Below are 17,734 nucleotides of genomic sequence, written 5' to 3'. Positions count from 1 at the left end.
TTTACTTGCGATGATCAAAGGCTTGAAAAGCAAAACAGCAAACCTTCTGCCAGGTTTGCTGCTGCTTTAACCGATAATGATTTTTTCCGTTGGGTACTCGTAGCCTAAGTCACGTGTTTCTTTTGGTACGAATAACATCAAGGTGTACAGCATACCGACACGGCCGATAAACATCAAAAGAGCAATCACGAGTTTGCCGATGGTTGATAAATCGCCCGTGATTCCTAAAGAAAGCCCTGTGGTTCCAAAGGCCGAGGAAACTTCAACAATGATGGCGATCAAAGGGATATCCTCGATGGCGGTCAAGAATAAGACACAAAAGAAGCACATGCCCATCGAAAGCATGAAGACCACCACTGATTTACGGACGTCATCTTGATCGATCCGGCGACCGAAGATATTGATATTGTCCTCACTTTTCAAGAAGGCATAGAGGTACAGCCCAATGATGGCAATGGTCGTCGTCCGAATCCCCCCACCAACAGAGCTGGGACTACAACCAATAAACATCAGCAAGGAGAAAACGATCAACGTCGTGGTTTGGAAGTTGCCTAAGTCATGGATCTGCAGGCCAGCATTCCGCGTTGTCATGGAATAAAACATGCTGTTCATCCACATACCACTAAAGCTGTAATCTTTGAATAAATAATCTTTCTCAAGGAAAAAGATCGCTAATGTACCGCCGACAAAGAGGATCACGAAAGCCAAAACAGCAATTTTTGTGAATAAAGAAAAGCGAAACGGCAAGCGGCGGCGTTGTTTTTTCATTTTAAAAAGGACCCATTCCCGAAAGTCCATGATCACTGGAAATCCGATCCCCCCGATAAAAATCAAAATCATGATACACGTCAGGAAGAAATAATCATGGGAAAACGGCAAGATGGAATTGCCCGTCACATCAAACCCTGAGTTGGTCACAGCAGAGATCGCTTGATAAAACCCATAAAAGATCGCGTCACGCCAATTGTCATAATACCCGTAAAGATGAAAATAAACAGCGAAGATCGTACCTGCTACCAACTGACAAACTAAAATGATGGTAAACGTCGTTCGAATCATCCGAACGATCCCGCTAAGCTTTGGCTGGTTCATATCTGTCATGATCAATTGGCGTTGCTTTAAACTGATTTTGCGCCGTGAAACGATCGCAAAAAAGGTCGAGATCATCATGATCCCTAAACCACCAACTTGAAAGAGGACTTCCAATAAAATGACCCCGCGGTCGTTAAATACGTCATTGATCGGGAAGGTAGTCAACCCTGTGACACTGACCGTGCTGACCGCCATAAAGAACAGATCGATAAACGCGACATGAGAGCCCGGTTCCCGAAAGAAGGGAAGTGAAAAAAGCCCCAAAGAGACCACCGTCATCACGATATAATAAAAAACAATCACTTGGATTGAAGATACATTCTGGGAAATAAACGTCTTGCTCCTGCGCTGCGTCAAGCGAGCAAAGCGGGTAAAGTTCATAACAAAAACCCCTCACTAATTAAACTATCCCCAGTATACCAAAGAACCAAGTAGATTTGAAAGAAAGCAGGATAGAATTTATGTGGGGCAGAAATTGCGCAAGGAAACGTTTCTGGAGTGATTCTTTTCATTCGGGCAAAGGAGCCGCCAATCAATCCTTGTGTTTGGCAGCGATGGTCTGCCTTTGAATGATCTTCAATCATTGTAAGGATTTTTGAAAAGGTAGGCACGATTGAATGGTGTAAAGCAGTAGTCTCTTTTTTGAGAGGCACTATCCCTTCAATCGATTTTTTAGCAAGAAAAAGGATGCGGAAGTTGTATATACATGTTAAAATAATAATGTGAGAAAAACGCTTTCTTTAATAAAGAAAGCCAGAATGGAGAGAAGTAGATGAATGCCAACCCTTATGATATCAAGTTAGTAGCTGTCGATATGGATGGAACCTTTATGCGCACGGATTATACGTATGATGTTCCCCGCTTCAAGGTCGTGTTGGCCCGCATGAAAGCAGTCGGCTGTCAGTTTGTCGTTGCCAGCGGCAATCAGTATTACCAGTTGCGGGCTCAATTTCCCGGCTATGATCACGAGCTGAGTTTTGTTGCAGAAAACGGAGCACTTGTCAAAGACAAAGAAACAGTGCTTTTTGCAGCGGACATTCCCCGAGAAACGGTTTTCGCAACCTTAGATTTATGTAAAAAATACTCCGAAGTTAAAAATGTAATGTGTGGGCTCAATAGTGCTTATTGTGAACGGGGAACGGTCAGTGATGCTTTTTTTGAATTAACAAATAAGTATTACCACAAATTGCAATGGGTCGATGACTTTGCCCAAGTAGAGGACACGATCCTGAAATTTGCCCCAACCGTTCCTGTCGAAAAAACGGCCTATTATTCGGAACTATTTCAAAAAGAACTAGCTGGTTTGCTAGTGCCAACAGGCAGTGGGCATGGTTCCGTGGATCTGATCGTGCCTAACTGCCACAAAGCATCAGGATTGGCACGCTTGGTAGAGCGATGGGGGATCACTCCTGAGCAATGTGTCGCTTTTGGCGATGGCGGCAATGATTTGGAAATGTTAGCCTATTGCCAGAGAGGCTATGCGATGGACAATGCGCCAGAAAACGTCAAAGCCGTTGCCACCGCTGTCTGTCCCTCAAATGATGAGGATGGAGTATTAGTCACATTGGATCAGCTGTTCCCGATAGTCTAGGCGTTCTTTAAGATTCTTAAAAATAGGTAAGTATTCCGATCAATTTTCACGATTTCAGAAGAAAACGCTGGCAATTTATGAGAAGATAAAAGAAATAAAAGATAACAGCGACGATCCGCACGGAACAATAGAGAGAAAAGCGCATCAATTTTTTGAAAATCGAGACGGAAATGGGGAAGATCATGAAGAACGTGAAAATTATTTTTTTTGATGTTGATGGCACACTGATCGACATGAACAAAAAGCAAATCTCTGAAAGAATGTTAGCCACATTAAAAACCTTGAAGAAGCAAGGGATCCTGTTGTGCATTGCGACTGGCAGAAGTCCCATCGCGTTGCCGCAATTTGAAGGCGTGACCTTCGATGCGTTTTTGACCTTTAACGGATCGTATTGTTTTAATCAAGCCGAGGGGATCCACCAAAACCCTATTCCTAAAAAAGATGTTCAGCAAATCATAGAAAATGCGACGGCGCTCAAGCGTCCAGTAGCAATCGCAACGAAGGATCGTACCGTTGCCAATGGCAAAGATGCTGATTTAGTTGAGTATTTTTCCTTTGCTCATCAAGAAGTGATCGTGGCAGAAGATTTTGAAGAGTTGATCCAACAGCAAGACATTTTCCAAGTGATGTTAGGTTCAGGGAAAGAAGACTACGCCAAAGTGATGGCAAATACTACAGAGGCGAAAATCACCGCCTGGTGGGATCGGGCAGTCGATATTATTCCAGCCAGCAGCGGGAAAGGAAGCGGCATTGCCAAAATGCTGGCTTACTATGGCTTGGATAAATCCGAAGCCATTGCCTTTGGGGATGGCAACAATGACATTGAGATGCTGGAGGCAGTTGGTTGGGGTCTAGCAATGGCCAATGCTTCGGATGAGTTAAAAGCGATCGCTGACGAAGTGATTGGTCACGTAGCCGAGGAAGGTATTTATCAATACTGCTTAGAAAACGGGTTGCTGGGTGAAGCCGTGCAGTGATGGGCAATGCGTCAGTTGCTGTTGCCCGCTAAGAACATGCGCAGCCAGGATTGCTACTGCGTGTCAGTTTGATCAAATAAAAAAACTGTTTCCGAAATGCATTAGGGAAACAGTTTTTTATTGATATAAAGTTGTTTAGCAATTTGTACGGTTTACAGCGCCTCTACTGCTTCGATCGCCTGATAGACTTTTTCGGGTGTGATCGCAGGATCAATCAAAATAAAGGTTTCTTCTTCCTTGACAGCATAGGTCAGAACCGAGGCGAAGTAATCCCGATCAAGGCGTGTCACGTGGAGATCCTTCAGCTTCATCGGCAAGTGCAAAGCTTCGTAAAACGGCCGTAATTCTTCAATCACATCAAAATCATTGGTATAGGCAAGCTGGACCCAAATGCAGTAGGCGACTTTATTGCCGTGCAAGACACTATGGGTCTCATTCAAATAAGACAAGCCGTCATGCAGCGCATGCGCACCGGACGTGCGGCCAAACTCTACTGCAAAACCGCCAACTTCGCCTGCCAAAGCAATGATCGCGTCGGTGATGCGGGCAAAGGCGGGTGTCAGCTGCCCAGCTTCTAGGTCTTTGACAGCTTGGATCGCATCGGCAATCAGCAAGTTTTTGATCAAAAGAGCGCTTTGGAAACCTAGCCGTACTAAGGCAGTCTTGTCGTCTTCTGCCATGTTGCGGACGATGGCTTCCATTTCATAATATTTGGCTAAGGTATCAGCGATCCCTGCGATAAAGTAATCAACAGGTGTGGCTAGTAAAAAACGGGTGTCGACGATCGTCATGTAGGCACCTTTTTTGGCATAGTCGATTTTACAAATCGTATGATCGGGGTAATAGGCGACGATCACCGGGGTAAAGGGCGCACAGTTGGAAACCAATGTAGGGATCACGATCAGCTCTGCGCCAAGGGTTTGGGCGGTGATTTTTGCTGTATCAGCGACCTTGCCGCCGCCGATTGCCACCACGGCATCTGCTTGCTGGATCGCTTCAGCTAAGGTTTGCGCATTTTCATAACTCGATGATCCATCGTAGCGGTAGATCGGGTAGTCAAATGAATGAGGGTAATAGTTCGAAAACACATCGAATGACTGCTCCCCAGTAATTACTGCTACCTCTTGGAACTCTCGTAAATACTCCGGCAAATCAGTTAAGACCCCATCGCCCGTAATATAACGGTTTGGACCTGGACGGACTTCATTAGCTAACATCAAACAAACACTCCTTTATAATCGTCAGAATTTTCTAATCAGTGTAGCGCGAAAATGCCCTGACTGTCAATTTCCTTTTTGGGAAAAAACAGAAAACAGCCGATCTGCTGACGAGGCAGATCGGCTGTTAGTGATGAATTGTAAGGAACGTTCTCCAAAATGTTAAGCCCAGTTTTGGCGAATAAAGCCGGCTCGACCGGAGCCTTCGCTATAAGCATTGTAATGGGCTGCATTTTTTTTGTAAAAATCTTGATGATAATCTTCTGCAGGATAAAAAGGTTCTGCTGGTTCGATCTTCGTTACGATCGGACGGTCAAAGCGGCCGCTAGCTTGCAACTGCGCCTTTGATTTTTCCGCAATCGCTTTTTGTTCTTCACTATTGTAAAAAATCACTGGACGATAGGAATCACCACGGTCGGCAAACTGACCAAACGCATCCGTGGGGTCTGTCTGCTGCCAATAGATGGCAACTAATTCTTCATAAGAGATGACTTCAGGATCAAAGGTGATTTCAACTGCTTCGGTGTGACCGGTGGTACCTGTCGTTACTTGTTGGTAGGTTGGGTTAGGGACATGGCCGCCAGTAAAGCCCGAAACCACTTTGAGGATGCCTGGCTGTGAATCAAAAGGCTTCACCATGCACCAAAAACAACCACCAGCAAAAATTGCCGTATCTTTCATAGGTATTCCTCCTTTGCTTCTATGGTATGCTTCTAGTAGAGAAAAACAAGAGATATGCTTAGATAACTTACTAACGAAGAAAGGAACCGCCCATGGAAAGCATGTTAATTTTACTACGGGGGAATTCTGGCAGCGGAAAAACCACTATTGCCAAAGCTGTTCAGCACGTTTTTGGGGAAGAGGCAGTGCTGATTTCACAAGATGTTTTTCGGCGAGAAATTTTTTGTGTCAAAGATACCCCTAATAATTTAGCCAGCGGTTTGATGAAAGAAGCTGTCCTATATGCGAAGGGGAAAGTGCCGATGATACTTGTTGAGGGGATTTATTCTCGTGAAAAATACCAAGACTTTCTCGACTTTCTAATGAAACTCTTTCCCCAAAAAAAGCTAGTTTATTATTTTGATCTTTCTTTCGAGGAAACGGTCAAAAGACATCAGACCCGAATGCAGCGAGACTATTTATCCGAGGAAGCGATGCGTAAATGGTGGCTTGAGCGAGACTTGCTTTTCCCAAAAGGATCTTCAGAGGAAAGACTGATCAAAGAAGGCCTAACGATAGCAGAAACGGTCGATCAGATCATCGCAGATTATCAAGAAACAAGAAGGAGTGATTGAATATGGCGCGAATCATTGAACAAGGAACAGACCAAGAATTGGCTGCGTTAGAAACAGCATTAACAGCATACACAAAGCATCAAAAACCATTTACACAAACAGAGACCTATCAGAACTTTAGCAGTGTAATCAAAAAAGAGGGTGTGGTGATTGCTGGTGGCATTGCCTACGCCTCGATGTATCATATCGGCTATCTTGACACCCTGTGGGTCAAAGCATCCGAGCGGGGAAAAGGGTATGGCAAGCAGATTCTTACGGATCTTGAACAGCAGTTGAAAGCATTTGGCTGTGAAAATTGCCAGACGGCGACTTTTGATTTCCAAGCACCAGATTTTTATCAGCGAGTGGGCTATGAAGAAATCGGGAGAATCGCCCATACGCAAAATCAGCTAACAGAAATTTTTCTAGTAAAGAAATTACGTGATTGAATCCCAAAGAAACCATTGAACAAGGACGAAACCAATGAAAGAGAGGCACAACCAATGTTAGATAAATCAATTCCATATGCAGAAATCTGGATGAAGCGAGCACACAAAAGCACACCGATCCAGCCCATTCAATCCGATAACTATTCGCTACGCAGCTACCAAGCAGGAGACGAAAGGCACTGGGCACGGATCGAAACATCCGTCGGAGAGTTTGACAATGAGGAAGAGGCATTGGCGTATTTTGAAAAAGAATTTATGCCCGAGCAAGCACAGCTAGGACAGCGAATGTTTTTTGCCATTGATCAAACAGGTACACCGGTCGGCACGGCTACCGCTTGGAAAAAAGCCAAGCAAGACGGTACACCGGTTCCGCTAGTCCATTGGGTAGCAGTAATGCCGCAAGCTCAACGTCAAGGGATCGCTCGCGGCTTGGTCACGCAAGTCGTTTCTGTCTTAGAGGCAGCCAACGAGCCGATGTATCTTCATACGCAAACGTGGAGCCACGCAGCAATCAAGCTCTACCAGCAGCTCGGTTTTGTGATCATTGCAACGGATATCAATGGGAATGAAAATCCAGAATATCCACTGGCTTGTCAAGTATTGGCAGAAGTGGCCAGAAAAGCCAGAAATGATTAAGAAGTACCGGCAGCAAAAAATCCGTTAACTTTTCGTAAAACTCTTGCGTAAAAGGCGGCGTGTGTCGAATTTAAGTCTGTAAAAATTCTCCTTTTTCAAGTATAATACCAAAGGAGTATGAGGAAGGATGGGCGAGATGGCACAGCTTTTTTTTAAATATGGCGCAATGAATAGTGGGAAAACGATCGAGATACTGAAAGTTGCTCACAACTATGAAGAACAAGACAAACCAGTCGTGATCATGACAAGTGGATTGGACACGAGAAGCGGCGTGGGAAATGTTTCGAGTCGCATCGGCTTAGAGCGAGACGCGATCCCGATTTTTGATGAAACGGATCTATTTCATTTGATCAAAGACCTCGGTTATAAACCTTATTGTATTTTGATCGACGAAGCACAGTTCCTAAAGAAGCATCACGTGCTGGCTTTCACCAAAATCGTGGATGAGTTAGGTATTCCTGTAATGGCCTTTGGCTTGAAAAATGATTTCCGCAATGAATTATTTGAAGGCTCAAAATACTTGCTGCTTTACGCAGATAAAATCGAAGAGATGAAAACCATCTGCTGGTTCTGTCATAAAAAAGCAACCATGAACTTGCACTATATCGACGGAAAACCCGTTTACGAGGGCGATCAAGTACAAATCGGCGGCAATGAAGCGTATTATCCAGTTTGCCGCAAGCATTACTTTCACCCGGGAATGAAAAAAGAAGGAGAATAATCAATGTACGATCAGTTACAAGCAATCGAAGACCGTTACGAAGAATTAGGCGAATTACTAAGTGATCCAGCCGTGATCTCTGACACCAAACGCTTCATGCAGCTTTCAAAAGAAGAAGCCAATACACGGGAAACGGTGGAAGTCTACCGCCGTTACAAAGAAGTCGTTGAAGGAATCAAGGACACTGAAGAAATGCTTGGGGAAAACCTAGATGCAGAAATGGCTGAGATGGCCAAAGAAGAACTCTCTGACTTGAAAAAAGAAAAAGACGTTTTAGAAGAACGCATCAAGATTTTGTTGTTGCCAAAAGACCCGAATGATGACAAAAACATCATCATGGAGATCCGTGGTGCAGCAGGCGGCGACGAAGCAGCCTTATTTGCTGGCGATCTTTTCAATATGTATCAAAAATATGCGGAAAACCAAGGCTGGAAAGTCGAAGTCATGGATGCCAACGTCACTGGGATCGGCGGCTACAAAGAAGTCATCATGATGATCACTGGCGACAACGTCTTTTCAAAATTGAAATATGAGAGCGGCGCCCACCGAGTGCAAAGGGTACCGTCTACCGAATCACAAGGCCGAATCCATACGTCTACGGCAACGGTCGTGGTTATGCCTGAAGCAGAAGAAGTCGAAATCGATATCGCAGACAAAGATATTCGTACCGATATTTACCATGCCTCTGGTGCCGGTGGTCAGCACGTTAACAAAACAGCTTCTGCTGTTCGTTTGACTCACTTGCCAACAGGGATCGCTGTTGCGATGCAAGATGAGCGTTCACAGCTGAAAAACCGTGAGAAAGCGATGAAAGTCTTGCGGGCACGGGTCTATGACCAAATGCAGCAAGAAGCACAAAGCGAATACGATGCAAACCGTAAATCAGCAGTGGGTACCGGCGATCGTTCTGAACGGATCCGGACCTATAACTTCCCGCAAAACCGCGTAACAGATCACCGTATCGGGTTGACTATTCAAAAATTGGATCAAATTTTAGCTGGAAAACTCGATGAAATTGTTGATGCACTGATCGTTTACGATCAAACATCAAAATTAGATGAGATGCAAAATGGCTAAAACCTATCGAGAAGTCCTTTCACGGGCTTCTTCTTTTTTAGAAACGAAAGGACTGGACGGGTATGCGATCCAATACCTGTTTTTACAGCGAAAAAACTGGCAGCAACTCGATTGGCTGCTGCAGATGGACCAACCCATCCTAAGGGAAGATGAGGCACAGATCGCAGCAGATCTTGAACAGTTGCTACAGCATGAACCCCCGCAATATTTATTGGGGTATGAAGAATTTTATGGTCATCGCTTAAAAGTGACCCCTGCAACCTTGATCCCGCGTCCAGAAACCGAAGAGCTGGTGGAAAACTGTCTGGCAAAACTACCAGCAGATCAGCCGCTACGAGTCGTTGACATTGGCACGGGTACAGGAGCGATCGCCATTGCCTTAAAATTGGCACGTCCCCAGTGGTCGGTAAGTGCCGTGGATCTTTCAGCAGAGGCGTTAGCCGTTGCTAAAGAAAATGCGACAGCCTTAGGTGCAGAGATCCGCTTTTTCCAAGGAGATACCTTGGAGCCTGTGGCAGATCAGCAATGGGATCTGATCGTTTCCAACCCGCCGTATATCAGCGCTGAAGAGTGGCCGCTGATGGATATCAGTGTACGGGAAAAAGAGCCTAAAATGGCGCTTTTTGCTCAAGAACAAGGATTGGCGATCTATAAGCAATTAGCACAGCAAGCACCGAAGTGTTTGGCACCAAGTGGGCAAATGGCGCTGGAAATCGGCTTCCAGCAAGGACAAGCTGTTCAACAGCTTTTTGCAGCCGCTTTTTCCAACAAAGAAGTTACCGTAGTAAAAGATCTTGCGGGTCAAGATCGGATGGTGTTCGTCAGTCATCCACAAGATGTGGATAAATAATTTTTTTTTGCTACAGAAAAAGTGCAAAAACCTTATGAAATGAACAATTTGGGAATAAATGGAGTTATGAACAAGGTTATCCACACTTGACAAACGACTTATCCACAAAATGTGGATAAGAAACGAGAAAATGTTGATAAGTGTGGAAACTTCTCAAAAAAGGATGTGGATAAATTGTGGAAACAAAAATTTTTGATCAATCACAGTTAAACGAAGCAGCAGCTATCTTAGCTGAGGGGGGATTAGTGGCGTTCCCGACGGAAACTGTCTATGGACTAGGGGCTAGCGCGCTTTTGCCAAAAGCTGTTGCGCAAGTGTATCAAGTCAAAGGACGACCTAGTGACAACCCTTTGATCGTTCATATTGCCGAGCCAGAGCAGTTGGAACCGTTTGTGGATAACAAGCATCCTTTTGCTGATAAATTGATGGAAACTTTCTGGCCTGGGCCCCTAACCTTGATCTTTTCGATCAAAAAAGACAGCTTACCTAGCATCGTTACTGGCGGCTTATCCACAGCGGCGTTTCGGATGCCCAACAACACCAAGACGTTAGCGTTGATCAAACAAGCCCAACAGCCATTGGTTGGTCCTAGCGCAAATACATCTGGTAAACCAAGCCCAACATCAGCTGCGCATGTTCAGCATGATCTGGCAGGCAAAATCGCTGGCATCTTGGACGATGGGGTGACACAGATCGGTGTCGAATCAACGGTCTTAGATTTGAGTGACCCAACGGCACCGCCGATCATCTTACGCCCTGGTGCAATCTCTAAAGAACAGCTTGAAGCAGTCTTACAAACAAAAGTCCTCGTCGATCAGCATTTAGTAACAGAAAGTGAAGCACCCAAAGCGCCAGGCATGAAATACAAGCACTATGCACCGAATACCAATGTCATGATGGTCAATGACCAAGATTGGTCGGCAGCCATGGCTTGGGCGAGAGAACAGCAGCTTAAGGTAGGTGTTTTAGCTGGACCGACGATCGCCGAGCAGGTCCGCTTCGAAGCTGCAGCCATCTATTTATTTTTTGATGACAGTGTGGAAGCTGCGACAAAAGGGCTGTTTGCGGGGTTACGGGCGTTAGATGAATCGATTGCTGAGCTAGATGTCTTATTCGCACCCACGTTTCCAGAAAGCGGCTTAGGGGCTGCTTATTTGAATCGGTTGAAAAAAGCTGCAAATCAAAGTTTCTTTCAAGAAAATTAGCAAAAAACCAGAATTCATTATAGGTAGCTTATGAAGAAATGTGATACAATGCTACCATTAAGGTAAAGGGGTGTTGTAAGCATGGATTATCAAACGTTTGATCCCGAATTGTGGCAAGCGATCGAAAAAGAAACGAATCGTCAACAAAACAATTTGGAATTGATTGCGTCTGAAAATATCGTTTCAGAAGGTGTAATGGCTGCGCAAGGTAGTATTTTGACAAATAAATACGCTGAAGGTTATCCAGGTCGTCGTTACTATGGCGGCTGTGAATTTGTTGATGTGGTAGAAAACTTAGCAATTGAACGGGCGAAAAGTATTTTCGGTGCGGCATATGCCAATGTTCAACCGCATTCTGGTTCTCAAGCCAACACAGCAGCTTATTTAGCGTTGATCGAAACAGGCGATACAGTATTAGGGATGGATCTTTCCGCAGGCGGTCATTTGACCCATGGCTCACCAGTGAATTTCAGCGGCAAGACCTATAATTTTGTTAGTTATGGTGTTGATCCTGCAACAGAAGTCATTGACTACAATGTCGTTCGTATTTTGGCGCGCAAGCATCAACCGAAACTGATCGTTGCCGGTGCCAGTGCTTACTCACGTACGATCGATTTTGCGAAGTTCCGTGAAATCGCTGATGAAGTTGGCGCAAAATTGATGGTGGATATGGCGCATATCGCTGGTTTAGTAGCGGCTGGTCTTCATCCAAACCCAGTTCCTTATGCGGACATCACGACTTCTACGACCCATAAAACATTACGCGGCCCTCGAGGCGGCTTGATTTTAACAAATGATGAAGATTTAGCGAAAAAAATCAATAGTGCCGTTTTCCCTGGTATTCAAGGCGGCCCATTAGAGCACGTGATTGCAGCGAAAGCTGTTGCATTTAAAGAAGCACAAGATGCGTCGTTCAAAGAGTACTCTGAACAAGTCATTCGCAATGCGCAAGCAATGGCGAAAGTCTTCAACCAAGCACCACAAGCCCGGTTGGTCTCTGGTGCAACAGACAATCACCTATTATTGATCGATGTGCGTGGCTTTGATTTGAACGGAAAAGAAGCAGAAGCATTGCTGGATCAAGTCAATATCACCGTCAATAAAAACTCTATTCCTTTCGAATCATTAAGTCCTTTCAAAACGAGTGGGATTCGCGTGGGGACACCAGCGATCACTAGTCGTGGCTTTAAAGAAGAAGATTGTGTCGAAGTGGCGAAATTGATCGTCAAAGTTTTAGAAAAACCAAATGATGAAGCCGTCTTGGCAGAAGTAGCGACGCAAGTCAAAGAATTGACGGACAACTATCCACTTTACAAAAACAAATAAATTGGGACTGTGACAGAAGTTAAGGTCAGACAAGACGTCTCACGCGTTTTTCCTACGCTCCAGCTCCTTTGATCACCAAAAGTGAAAAAGGGGCTAGAATGAACGTAGAGGCGTGTTACATGCCGTCTTGTCTCCTTCCTTCTAACACAATCCTTTTTTTGAGGAAAAGCAGTATTGCCTGTGGCAGATGGTTGTAACAAGAGCCGATTTGCTTTAAAATAAGAGAAAAACCAAAGGAGATTTTTTTAAATGGGTAAATTTCAAGTAATCGATCACCCGCTGATCCAACACAAATTAACAATGATCCGCGACAAGAACTGTGGAACAAAGGTTTTCCGTGAAGTTGTTAATGAAATCGCAATGTTGATGGCGTATGAAGTGTCTCGCGACATGCCGCTTGAAGATCTAGTGATTGAAACACCAATTGAAGAATCAACACAAAAAACACTATCTGGTAAAAAGGTAGCGATCATTCCGATCCTGCGCGCAGGTCTAGGCATGGTTGATGGTATCCTTGAATTGATCCCAGCCGCAAAAGTTGGTCATATCGGGATGTACCGTGATGAAGAAACGCTAGAACCACACGAATACTTCGTAAAATTACCTGAAGATATCGATGAACGTCAATTATTTATCGTTGACCCAATGTTAGCTACGGGCGGTTCAGCGATCATGGCGATCGACGCACTGAAAAAACGCGGCGCTTCAAACATGAAATTCGTCTGCTTAGTTGCTGCACCAGAAGGCGTGAAAGCATTGCAAGATGCCCATCCAGATGTTGATATCTACACTGCAAATCTTGATGAACGCCTAAATGAACACGGCTATATCGTTCCTGGTTTGGGCGATGCCGGTGACCGTCTATTCGGTACAAAATAAATCAATACAAATAAGACAAAGGCAACTGCTTCAAGTTTTGCCTCGTCAATGATGCCATGGAAGAAGATCGACTGCCAAAACGGTTCGATCGGTTATCCATGGCTTTTTTTAGCTTTTCATAAAATCAGACAATGAAAAAAGGAGAAAATCAACTGATTTTCTCCTTGCATTAAACGGGTTATAGTTTGGTTAATTGTTTGTAATTGATGATCAATACACCATTACTTTGCGAAACTAATTTCTGGTTTTCTGGGGTTTCGTTCAGCTCGACCACCGCAGAGTTTTTCAACTGCTTTGTGATGGTACCAGTTTGTTTCTTCCCATGGAACGTGAACATGACAGGAGTAGCGACCTCAAACGTTGAACCTTCTTGTGACGGGACAATTGTTGTTTCGAATTTACCAAATGTTGCCATGTAAAAACCTCCTTGATACTTCTATTATATCACAATTTTCGGAAAATTTCAGTAAGTAGATTTTTTTCAGCAGACCTCTTTACAAAACAACCGTTTTTGCATATAATTTTCTTTGTGCCATACAACGCCAGCTTAGCTCAGTTGGTAGAGCAACGCACTCGTAACGCGTAGGTCACAGGTTCGAATCCTGCAGCTGGCATAAGAAATGAAAAACCATGAATCCTCTTTTAGAGGATTCATGGTTTTTCTTTTGCAGGTGATAAGTAATCTCAATTTTTCCTGATTTACCCGATAACTGTTCTTATTCGCCCATTAGCATTACATGGCATGTCCTATTTCGCACACGATTTTGATCGAAATCAACAAAATAGATATAGCCTACAGAGCCGATCTCTAGCTTGCCGTTACTTAAAATAAAACTTTCGCTTGCACCGAAAAAACTCGAGCGAATATGGGCATCGCCGTTTAAAATCGTTGCTGGATCTGTTGGGTAGTTTGGATCGTCCAGACTCATCAAAAATTCTAAATGCTTTGGTCCAGGATAACGATAATCGGTATTTTCTGATAGTTCACGAGGAATAATTTTATCGAGAATTCGGTTTAAATCAACTTGAAGAAATTCATCTCCGTTAAAGTCTGTATCATGCATGTATTCTTCAAAGATAACAGAACAGGTCGTATGGGGAGACTGTACGAGACAGATTCCATTTGAAATTCCGCTTTTTTCAACCATCGTTTTCACTTCTTCTGTGATGTTGTGGTAAGACACTCGATTCCCGTTAGAAGTTAACGTCAGTTGCTCTTTTAAAAATTTCACAGTGTTAATCCTCCTTTTTATGCTTCACCGCTTGTTTGATCATTTCTGTAAGGGTTTGAACGGGATCATCTGCTTGCACAATGCCGCTTGTCCCTCCGGTACCATCAGCACCTGACGACAAAGCTTTTTCAACATCGGCCGCACTAGATATACCAGCAGCCTGCAAAATCAGGATTTCTGGATCAATTTCCCGAACAACACGATTTGTTTCCGTCATGTATTGAAGATCACTGGTTTGTCCTGTCCCAATTAGTTCGGTTGGCTCGCAAACCATCACATCCGGTTTCAGGGAAGCCGCGGCTCTCGCTTCAGTCAATGAATTCGCACACACAATTGTTAAGAGACCCAATTCATTTGAGCGCTGAATCGCTTTAGTCAGTTCTTGCAATGTCATGGGGTGTTCAGCATGGTTTAAAAAGGTAGCTTCAGCTCCGGCTTCTGCCACTGCTTCGGGTAAAACATAGCCCATTCCACGACCAATTTCGATTCCGTCTAAATGTTGGACAGTGACGAATAAATGTGTTGTTGCCTGTTTAATTAAAGAAACGTCTGCATGCTGAACAGTAAATAGAATGTCGATGTCATACAAAGATGACAACTCATCAGCAACTTTTGCCAATGCCAATGCTTGGTTTCCATAAAGATAGGCTTTGGGATTGACGACAAAGAATGGCGTTCTTAAGGTTCTTTTTTTCATTTGTTTTCTCCTTCACGATAAGGTTTGGTATGAAAGACTGTAAAATAGTGCTCGAGTGTTTTGGCCATTCCATTGCTTGCTGAGTGAAGTAAATCGAAATAGTCATTTGGTTGATTTTTGTTAATTTCATTCATAGCAGCAGTGACAAAGTCAGTAAAAATGTTTATTTTACGGATACCTTCTAAGGCACATTTTTCAAGGTTTTCATCGCCAGAAGAGGACCCACCATGCAGAACAAGAGGAATACTGACGGCAAGGTGTATTTCCTTTAAAACGTCAAAATTTATTTTGGGAATCCCTTGATAATGTCCGTGAGAGGTGCCAATAGAAACTGCCAACGAATCAACCCCGGTTAATTTGGCAAATGCAACAGCCTCAGAAGGTTCTGTGTAAATAGATTGACTATTTCCGGCTGATTCCAGACTGTTTTCCGACCCGACGTGCCCGATTTCGGCTTCAACAACGACACCATTTTTATGAGCGTAATCGGCGATCTCCTTTGATCGGCGGACATTTTCTTCAAATGGCTCCTCAGAAGCATCGATCATTACGGAAGTAAAACCTAAATGAATGGCTTTTTTGATGACCTCTTCATCGGTACCATGATCTAGGTGCAGAGCGATAGGTGCAGTGCTTTTCTTTGCCAAAAATTTTCCAATCATGGCAGCCTCTTCTAAAGTCAACATGTTCATATGGGACTGAGCGAAGGCCAATATCAAAGGCTTGTTTAAACGTTCAGCAGTCTCCGCGTATGTTCTTGCACTAGTTAAGTCGAAAAAATTTGCTGCAGGTAATGCATAGTTGTGTTTTTCTGCATGTGCGAATAGTTCTTTTGTTGTGACCAACATAGGGCATTCTCCTTATTCTTTGATTTTCTTTTCGATTTCCGCGTACATTTCTTCTGTACCAATTCCTGTTAAGAGTGGCAGCCCCATAATTACGCGATCTTTGATTGAGTCTGGAACAACCGTTGTACTCACCACGATGTCATAGTCATCAATTTTATTCATCTCATCTGCCACTTTGGATTGATACAGTTTCACTTGATCAGTCATCCCTTTTTCTTTCAGCCATTCTTTTACCTTATTTGTTACAATTGTTGAAGTTGCAACACCTGTGCCGCACATAATCAATAGTTTTTTCATTATCATTTCCTCCTATTATTTTGATAGTTGTTTCTTGGGACGAATTTTATTTACATAAATCAATCCAAACAAAACAGAGACACCAATTATGGCTAAACCGCCCCAGCTTAATATTTTGGTTAAGCCGACATAAAGGAATGTGGTCCATAAACCACCTTCAGCCATAGCAGTGATCATAGAGTTTCCTTGTAGATCAAAGTTTGCGGATCGAGCAGCAGTAGTGACAAGCGGTGCTGCCCACGAAGTAATATAGAGAATGCTTACCATATAAATCGTTCCAGCAATTACCGTTCGAATGATGTTTCCTCCAAAAACAGCAGCCATCAAGCAAATCAGAAAGGGAATGGTTGCTAAATCACCAAAAGGCAAGGTCGTATTGCCAGGTAGAACTACGGCTAACAAAATAGTGATCGGAACTAGCAGCAATGAGGAAGAAAGGACAGCTGGATGACCAACCGATAATGCTGCATCCATACCGATGTAAAGCTCTCTTCCAGGAAACCGTTTTTTGACGAATTCATTTGCAGATTCAGAAATAGGTGTTAGTCCTTCCATCAGTAAAGCAACCATTTTAGGCATCAAAACCATCACAGCGCCTGTTTGGACGGCTAATTGGCCGACACCTGCTGTGTCATATCCGGCAAGTATTCCCATGATGAGACCAATCAAAAAGCCCATAACAGTAGAGTCACCAAAGACACCAAATTTTTTCTGAATGGTTTCTGGATCTGCTTTCCAATCTTTTAGTCCCGGAATACGATCAAAGAGCCAATTCATCGGTAGTGCAAAGATGAATCCGGGTGCGGCGGTACCATGAGGAAAAGTGATATTAGGAAATCCGTAGAACTTATTAATGATCGGACCTAAAATATCTCCCATTAAAAGAATCATCATCAAATAGATGACGGTGGCCGCGATCCCCATTGCAAAGTCTCCAGTGAGGGCATAAATCAGAGAAGAGATGAAGGCTGCGTGCCAAATATTCCAAATATCTACATTCAATACTTTAGTCAGCCCTAAAATGATGAGTAGAACATTTAGGACCACACCAATCGGAATCGCAAGACTTCCTAAAATCGTCCCATAAGAAATTGCCGCTGCGGCAGGCCATCCGACATCAATCGTTGTCAAATTTAATCCTAGACGTTCAACCATATGCTGGGCGGCAGGACCCAAGCTGCTGCTTAGAAGGTCAATCACCAAATTCAATCCAACAAACCCGACACCAACAGTTAAGGCTGAAGTAAAGGCTTTGCCAGGCTTGGTCCCCAAAATTATTCCAAAAATAAAAATTAAAATAGGCAAAACAACGATTGAACCTAGATCAACGAACCACTGTAATGCATTTAACATAATTGTTCCTCCT

General features: G+C 43.7%; 20 protein-coding genes and 1 tRNA gene. 12 read left to right on the top strand and 9 right to left on the bottom strand.

Going from position 1 to position 17,734, the window contains the following annotated elements:
* Positions 1 to 66: 66 nt before the first annotated feature.
* Complete coding sequence (locus A5882_RS02530) at positions 67 to 1,473, bottom strand: TrkH family potassium uptake protein (protein WP_008379338.1); 1,407 nt, start codon at positions 1,471 to 1,473, stop codon at positions 67 to 69.
* Positions 1,474 to 1,864: 391 nt separating this feature from the next.
* On the opposite strand from A5882_RS02530, the gene A5882_RS02520 reads away from it, so the two are divergent.
* Positions 1,865 to 2,683: a Cof-type HAD-IIB family hydrolase gene (locus A5882_RS02520; RefSeq protein WP_016621934.1), complete on the top strand. Its 819-nt coding sequence runs from the start codon at positions 1,865 to 1,867 to the stop codon at positions 2,681 to 2,683.
* A gap of 182 nt (positions 2,684 to 2,865) precedes the next feature.
* Entirely contained in the window at positions 2,866 to 3,660 is a 795-nt protein-coding gene (locus A5882_RS02515) for an HAD family hydrolase (protein ID WP_369596796.1), read from the top strand.
* A gap of 152 nt (positions 3,661 to 3,812) precedes the next feature.
* On the opposite strand, the gene A5882_RS02510 is transcribed toward A5882_RS02515, so the two are convergent.
* Together A5882_RS02510 and msrA are read right to left on the bottom strand one after the other, a co-directional pair.
* Positions 3,813 to 4,877, bottom strand: coding sequence for an iron-containing alcohol dehydrogenase family protein (locus tag A5882_RS02510; protein ID WP_005233563.1), 1,065 nt, complete (start codon positions 4,875 to 4,877; stop codon positions 3,813 to 3,815).
* A gap of 162 nt (positions 4,878 to 5,039) precedes the next feature.
* Positions 5,040 to 5,558: a peptide-methionine (S)-S-oxide reductase MsrA gene (gene msrA / locus A5882_RS02505; protein ID WP_016609916.1), complete on the bottom strand. Its 519-nt coding sequence runs from the start codon at positions 5,556 to 5,558 to the stop codon at positions 5,040 to 5,042.
* A 92-nt stretch (positions 5,559 to 5,650) separates the two neighbouring features.
* Between msrA and A5882_RS02500 the strand changes: the two genes are divergently transcribed.
* From A5882_RS02500 to upp, 9 genes are all read left to right on the top strand, one after another.
* A complete protein-coding gene (locus A5882_RS02500; RefSeq protein WP_005233565.1) occupies positions 5,651 to 6,172 on the top strand; it encodes an AAA family ATPase in 522 nt (173 codons plus the stop codon).
* 2 nt (positions 6,173 to 6,174) lie between these two features.
* Positions 6,175 to 6,600 (top strand): GNAT family N-acetyltransferase, encoded by a 426-nt coding sequence (locus A5882_RS02495; RefSeq protein WP_005233566.1) that lies wholly within the window; start codon positions 6,175 to 6,177, stop codon positions 6,598 to 6,600.
* Positions 6,601 to 6,654: 54 nt separating this feature from the next.
* Complete coding sequence (locus A5882_RS02490; protein WP_042890675.1) at positions 6,655 to 7,236, top strand: N-acetyltransferase; 582 nt, start codon at positions 6,655 to 6,657, stop codon at positions 7,234 to 7,236.
* Between the two features lie 136 nt (positions 7,237 to 7,372).
* A complete protein-coding gene (locus A5882_RS02485; RefSeq protein WP_005227882.1) occupies positions 7,373 to 7,957 on the top strand; it encodes a thymidine kinase in 585 nt (194 codons plus the stop codon).
* Positions 7,958 to 7,960: 3 nt separating this feature from the next.
* Positions 7,961 to 9,034 carry a peptide chain release factor 1 gene (gene prfA, locus A5882_RS02480; RefSeq protein ID WP_005227884.1) on the top strand — a complete coding sequence of 358 codons (1,074 nt, stop codon included), beginning with the start codon at positions 7,961 to 7,963 and terminating at the stop codon, positions 9,032 to 9,034.
* Positions 9,027 to 9,884, top strand: a complete 858-nt coding sequence (gene prmC, locus A5882_RS02475; RefSeq protein ID WP_016621930.1) for a peptide chain release factor N(5)-glutamine methyltransferase — start codon at positions 9,027 to 9,029, stop codon at positions 9,882 to 9,884. The genes prfA and prmC overlap by 8 nt, the downstream gene beginning before the upstream one ends.
* Positions 9,885 to 10,060: 176 nt before the next feature.
* A complete protein-coding gene (locus A5882_RS02470) occupies positions 10,061 to 11,089 on the top strand; it encodes an L-threonylcarbamoyladenylate synthase (RefSeq protein WP_086372385.1) in 1,029 nt (342 codons plus the stop codon).
* 81 nt (positions 11,090 to 11,170) lie between these two features.
* Positions 11,171 to 12,415, top strand: coding sequence for a serine hydroxymethyltransferase (glyA, locus tag A5882_RS02465; RefSeq protein ID WP_005233585.1), 1,245 nt, complete (start codon positions 11,171 to 11,173; stop codon positions 12,413 to 12,415).
* A gap of 249 nt (positions 12,416 to 12,664) precedes the next feature.
* Positions 12,665 to 13,294 carry a uracil phosphoribosyltransferase gene (gene upp / locus A5882_RS02455; protein ID WP_005227894.1) on the top strand — a complete coding sequence of 210 codons (630 nt, stop codon included), beginning with the start codon at positions 12,665 to 12,667 and terminating at the stop codon, positions 13,292 to 13,294.
* A 178-nt stretch (positions 13,295 to 13,472) separates the two neighbouring features.
* Here the strand turns inward: upp and A5882_RS02450 are convergent, their stop codons facing one another.
* Positions 13,473 to 13,709: a hypothetical protein gene (locus A5882_RS02450; protein ID WP_005227896.1), complete on the bottom strand. Its 237-nt coding sequence runs from the start codon at positions 13,707 to 13,709 to the stop codon at positions 13,473 to 13,475.
* A 126-nt stretch (positions 13,710 to 13,835) separates the two neighbouring features.
* On the opposite strand from A5882_RS02450, the gene A5882_RS02445 reads away from it, so the two are divergent.
* Positions 13,836 to 13,908 (top strand) — tRNA-Thr (locus A5882_RS02445).
* A gap of 102 nt (positions 13,909 to 14,010) precedes the next feature.
* Here the strand turns inward: A5882_RS02445 and A5882_RS02440 are convergent.
* The 5 genes from A5882_RS02440 to A5882_RS02420 are packed head-to-tail and all read right to left on the bottom strand — an operon-like array spanning position 14,011 to position 17,721.
* Positions 14,011 to 14,526, bottom strand: a complete 516-nt coding sequence (locus A5882_RS02440) for a YjbQ family protein (protein ID WP_005227898.1) — start codon at positions 14,524 to 14,526, stop codon at positions 14,011 to 14,013.
* Positions 14,527 to 14,530: 4 nt separating this feature from the next.
* On the bottom strand, positions 14,531 to 15,223 hold the full coding sequence (locus A5882_RS02435) for a triose-phosphate isomerase (protein ID WP_086298299.1): 693 nt from the start codon (positions 15,221 to 15,223) through the stop codon (positions 14,531 to 14,533).
* On the bottom strand, positions 15,220 to 16,071 hold the full coding sequence (locus tag A5882_RS02430) for a class II fructose-bisphosphate aldolase (RefSeq protein WP_016621926.1): 852 nt from the start codon (positions 16,069 to 16,071) through the stop codon (positions 15,220 to 15,222). Before A5882_RS02430 ends, A5882_RS02435 begins: the two co-directional genes overlap by 4 nt.
* Positions 16,072 to 16,083: 12 nt before the next feature.
* Positions 16,084 to 16,368 carry a PTS sugar transporter subunit IIB gene (locus A5882_RS02425; RefSeq protein ID WP_008379369.1) on the bottom strand — a complete coding sequence of 95 codons (285 nt, stop codon included), beginning with the start codon at positions 16,366 to 16,368 and terminating at the stop codon, positions 16,084 to 16,086.
* Positions 16,369 to 16,383: 15 nt separating this feature from the next.
* A complete protein-coding gene (locus tag A5882_RS02420; RefSeq protein WP_005233598.1) occupies positions 16,384 to 17,721 on the bottom strand; it encodes a PTS galactitol transporter subunit IIC in 1,338 nt (445 codons plus the stop codon).
* Positions 17,722 to 17,734 lie beyond the last annotated feature (13 nt).

Origin of the sequence: Enterococcus sp. 4E1_DIV0656 (genome assembly GCF_002140695.1) — a bacterium.
Lineage (GTDB): Bacteria > Bacillota > Bacilli > Lactobacillales > Enterococcaceae > Enterococcus_D > Enterococcus_D entomosocium.
The sequence above is the reverse complement of the archived record's forward strand: the minus strand, read 5'-3'. Positions and strand labels throughout refer to the sequence as shown.

Excerpts from the sequence above, each read along its gene's own strand:
- A5882_RS02530 (WP_008379338.1), bottom strand. The coding sequence starts at position 1,473 with ATGAACTTTACCCGCTTTGCTCGCTTGACGCAGCGCAGGAGCAAGACG.
- A5882_RS02520 (WP_016621934.1), top strand. The coding sequence starts at position 1,865 with ATGAATGCCAACCCTTATGATATCAAGTTAGTAGCTGTCGATATGGAT.
- A5882_RS02515 (WP_369596796.1), top strand. The coding sequence starts at position 2,866 with ATGAAGAACGTGAAAATTATTTTTTTTGATGTTGATGGCACACTGATC.
- A5882_RS02510 (WP_005233563.1), bottom strand. The coding sequence starts at position 4,877 with ATGTTAGCTAATGAAGTCCGTCCAGGTCCAAACCGTTATATTACGGGC.
- msrA (WP_016609916.1), bottom strand. The coding sequence starts at position 5,558 with ATGAAAGATACGGCAATTTTTGCTGGTGGTTGTTTTTGGTGCATGGTG.
- A5882_RS02500 (WP_005233565.1), top strand. The coding sequence starts at position 5,651 with ATGGAAAGCATGTTAATTTTACTACGGGGGAATTCTGGCAGCGGAAAA.
- A5882_RS02495 (WP_005233566.1), top strand. The coding sequence starts at position 6,175 with ATGGCGCGAATCATTGAACAAGGAACAGACCAAGAATTGGCTGCGTTA.
- A5882_RS02490 (WP_042890675.1), top strand. The coding sequence starts at position 6,655 with ATGTTAGATAAATCAATTCCATATGCAGAAATCTGGATGAAGCGAGCA.
- A5882_RS02485 (WP_005227882.1), top strand. The coding sequence starts at position 7,373 with ATGGCACAGCTTTTTTTTAAATATGGCGCAATGAATAGTGGGAAAACG.
- prfA (WP_005227884.1), top strand. The coding sequence starts at position 7,961 with ATGTACGATCAGTTACAAGCAATCGAAGACCGTTACGAAGAATTAGGC.
- prmC (WP_016621930.1), top strand. The coding sequence starts at position 9,027 with ATGGCTAAAACCTATCGAGAAGTCCTTTCACGGGCTTCTTCTTTTTTA.
- glyA (WP_005233585.1), top strand. The coding sequence starts at position 11,171 with ATGGATTATCAAACGTTTGATCCCGAATTGTGGCAAGCGATCGAAAAA.
- upp (WP_005227894.1), top strand. The coding sequence starts at position 12,665 with ATGGGTAAATTTCAAGTAATCGATCACCCGCTGATCCAACACAAATTA.
- A5882_RS02450 (WP_005227896.1), bottom strand. The coding sequence starts at position 13,709 with ATGGCAACATTTGGTAAATTCGAAACAACAATTGTCCCGTCACAAGAA.
- A5882_RS02435 (WP_086298299.1), bottom strand. The coding sequence starts at position 15,223 with ATGAAAAAAAGAACCTTAAGAACGCCATTCTTTGTCGTCAATCCCAAA.
- A5882_RS02430 (WP_016621926.1), bottom strand. The coding sequence starts at position 16,071 with ATGTTGGTCACAACAAAAGAACTATTCGCACATGCAGAAAAACACAAC.
- A5882_RS02425 (WP_008379369.1), bottom strand. The coding sequence starts at position 16,368 with ATGAAAAAACTATTGATTATGTGCGGCACAGGTGTTGCAACTTCAACA.
- A5882_RS02420 (WP_005233598.1), bottom strand. The coding sequence starts at position 17,721 with ATGTTAAATGCATTACAGTGGTTCGTTGATCTAGGTTCAATCGTTGTT.